4 protein-coding genes are annotated in these 2998 nt (G+C 29.7%); all 4 read right to left on the reverse strand.

Annotation, left to right across the window (positions count from 1 at the left end):
• Positions 1–59: 59 nt before the first annotated feature.
• The gene (locus tag Q0370_RS08700) at positions 60–431 is read right to left on the reverse strand and encodes a hypothetical protein (protein WP_299574708.1); all 372 of its coding nucleotides are present in this window, start codon (positions 429–431) and stop codon (positions 60–62) included.
• A gap of 35 nt (positions 432–466) precedes the next feature.
• Complete coding sequence (locus Q0370_RS08705; protein WP_299574710.1) at positions 467–1984, reverse strand: NAD(P)H-hydrate dehydratase; 1518 nt, start codon at positions 1982–1984, stop codon at positions 467–469.
• Positions 1985–2019: 35 nt separating this feature from the next.
• Positions 2020–2655, reverse strand: a complete 636-nt coding sequence (locus Q0370_RS08710) for a M15 family metallopeptidase (RefSeq protein ID WP_299574712.1) — start codon at positions 2653–2655, stop codon at positions 2020–2022.
• Between the two features lie 154 nt (positions 2656–2809).
• The coding region (locus Q0370_RS08715) for a hypothetical protein (RefSeq protein ID WP_299574716.1) at positions 2810–2998 on the reverse strand (189 nt) is incomplete at its 5' end.

Genomic DNA, 2998 nt, shown 5'->3' on the forward strand with positions numbered 1-2998 from the left:
CATCAACCACATCTTTGCCAAAGGACAGCTCTACGTCGCACTTTCTCGCGCGGTAAATCCTAAAAATTTAAAACTTTTTTATTATCTTTGGGAATTTTTTCTTGAACTATTTCCCAATAAATTTCCTCAAATATATTCCAAAATTTTTTTAGCTTTTCAGTTTTTTGGGAATTAATTAGTTTGGCAATGCTATATAAACTATGTCTTACTCGATCAATAAAATCACATTCTTCATAACAAATCAAATCATCAGAAAAATCCAAATTAAAAAATGAAATTCTAACTTCATCCTTAAAATAAATAACTTCGTATTCTCTCAACATCTTTTCATATTTAGTCGGAAAAATTTCAAAAAATTTATCATTAAAGTAATTGCTTTCATATTCTCGTTTTATACTTTCAGTATAATCAATAATATCATTTTTAATCATAGCTAACTCCCTAAAAAATTTAAATATGTTCTAGCCTAAATTTTAAAAATCTCATTCATATACTTAGAAATATTATCAATCACATCTGTTGCATTCACAATATACTGCCTTCTTACCAATTCATCTGCAATTTTACCATGCAAATATGCTCCAATTCCAGCAGACTTCATTAAATCATATTTTTGTCCCACAAGCGAACAGATAATTCCTGTTAAGCAATCTCCCATTCCACCATTTGCCATATGTGAATTTCCTGTACTATTTGCAAAAAGCTCTTCTCCATTTGTAATAATGGTATTTTTACCTTTTAATAACAAAATTATCTCGTATTTTTTTGCAAAATTCTTTGTTATTTCAAACCTATTTTTATTAATTTCATCTGTCGAAAATCCTGTCAATCGTGAAAATTCAACCAAATGTGGTGTCAAAATGCTCCTATTTCTTATTTTTTCAAAAAATTCCCTGTTTTCTGCCAATAAATTTAAAGCGTCTGCATCTAATATCAGTTTTATTGTATTCCCTTTATTGTTTTTCTTAATACTGATCAATTTTTCAAAAATTAAAAATGCTTGCTGACTTTTACCAATTCCTGGCCCAATTGCAATCACATCGCTGTTTAAGATTTCGTTTTCTAATTTTTCGAGATTTTCATTTATATTATCAAAATTAATTGGGAAACTCATAGCTTCTGGCACAAATACATTTAATGAAAAGTTATTTTTATCAGTAATTACAGTAGTTAGTCCTGCTCCTGTTCTCACACACGATTTTGCAACTATATTTCCTGCACCATAAAATCCACTGCTCCCAGCAAAAATTAGCACTTTGCCAAAATCTCCCTTATGGGAATCTTCATTTCTTTTTATACGAAAACTTTTTACCATGTCAGGTGTTAAATAATACTCTTTGTCTAAATGATTGATATTACTTTCATTCAATCCAATATTTTCAATAATGACTTTTCCTAAAAAATCTTTTATTTTTGGATTTAAAAATCCTTTTTTGTAAGTGACAAATGAAATTGTAATATCTGCTTTGACTGAAATTCCCATAATTTCGCCAGTATCGCCATTAATTCCAGAGGGAATATCAATTGAATAAACTTTTTTATTATTGCTTGCTGTATTGATTTTTTGGATAATTTCCTGATAGATTCCTTTTATTTCTGAATTCAATCCTGTTCCAAAAATCCCTTCAATAATAACACTACATTCCAAAAACAGCTTATCCAATTCTTCTATTTTATAAAATATCTCAATTCCCATATTCTTGCAAATTTCATAATTTATCATGCAATCATTACTCATATTTTCATTGCTAATACAAAAAATTTTTACATTTTTTCCCTTTGATAATAACTGGCGTGCAATCGCATAGCCATCCCCACCATTATTACCTTTACCACAAATAATAAGAAAATTATCTTCATTTTCGTCAATATGTTTTGCAAATGAAATTGCAGCATTTTCCATAAGCACGATACTTGGAATTTTCAAATTATTTATAGCAAAATTATCAATCTTTCTCGTAGTTTCATTTCCACCAAGCAACATTTTTCTCGCCTCTTTTTATTCTGTATTTATTTAAACTACATTTCTGCAAAACCAAAATGCATATAATCTCTTGTTCTAAAGTTCGCTCCCCAAGTCCATCCTCTTTTTGTAAATGCTCTCACTACATCGCCATCAGGTTTTATAGAATATGGGTTACTTCCTGGCTGCCAGCTTTTTCCGACAATAGCCTTTCCGTTGCTGTTTACTTGCGGATTTTCTTCAGGGTTTAAGTCTATCGCCCGCCCTGTGCTGTGTAAACTTTTAAAACTTCCTCTCCACGAATAGCCAATTAAGTTTTTTATTGGAAATTTCTCTTTTCCTTTATGTATTTCATGAAAAATTTCCTTTACATCATTAGCAAGTACGTCCAAAATCTGAAATCTTTCTGTATCAGACACCTTTTTCCCGTCTTTTAATCTCCAGACAGGAACTTCCACCCAAACTAATCTTGACTCAGCTTCTGATCTTGTCGAAACATCTTTTATCCTATCTTTGACTTTTTGCTTTAATTCAAAATCTGGATCAGGATTCTCAACCTTTCGTTTAGATCTAAAAGAATATAGATTTTCATAAATATTATTTGCTGTGCTTATAGTTGTTGCGATACATATTAAAATAGCTAGAATAGCTAAATAGTTTGTTTTATTCCTTAATTTTTTCAAAATTATCATATATAACCTCCTTATAAATTAATATACGTGACACCTAAAATTTTTTTATTTTGAATATCCATACTACTTAATAAAATTAATATAATCAACTAACTCATTACTACAAATTTCTTTCAAAGTAGCTGGGATTATTTTATTCTTTAATTCTCCAAATTTATCCAAATAAGGATTCACCATCACTATTACTTTTGCTTACAAATTTCAATAAATCGCGAAGCGACTGATTTTTGTTTTTTGACATATAGACTAGTAGTAGAATCTCTGTAAATCTCTCACCTAACCCTTCCATATACATATCTTCAATTGGCGTCATCTCCTCTTTTGGCATGATTGCAAACCCTTG

This window comes from uncultured Leptotrichia sp. (genome assembly GCF_938036635.1).
GTDB classification, from domain to species: domain Bacteria; phylum Fusobacteriota; class Fusobacteriia; order Fusobacteriales; family Leptotrichiaceae; genus Leptotrichia; species Leptotrichia hongkongensis.

Coding starts and splice junctions, on each gene's coding strand:
- Q0370_RS08700 (WP_299574708.1), bottom strand. CDS start 431: ATGATTAAAAATGATATTATTGATTATACTGAAAGTATAAAACGAGAA.
- Q0370_RS08705 (WP_299574710.1), bottom strand. CDS start 1,984: ATGTTGCTTGGTGGAAATGAAACTACGAGAAAGATTGATAATTTTGCT.
- Q0370_RS08710 (WP_299574712.1), bottom strand. CDS start 2,655: ATGATAATTTTGAAAAAATTAAGGAATAAAACAAACTATTTAGCTATT.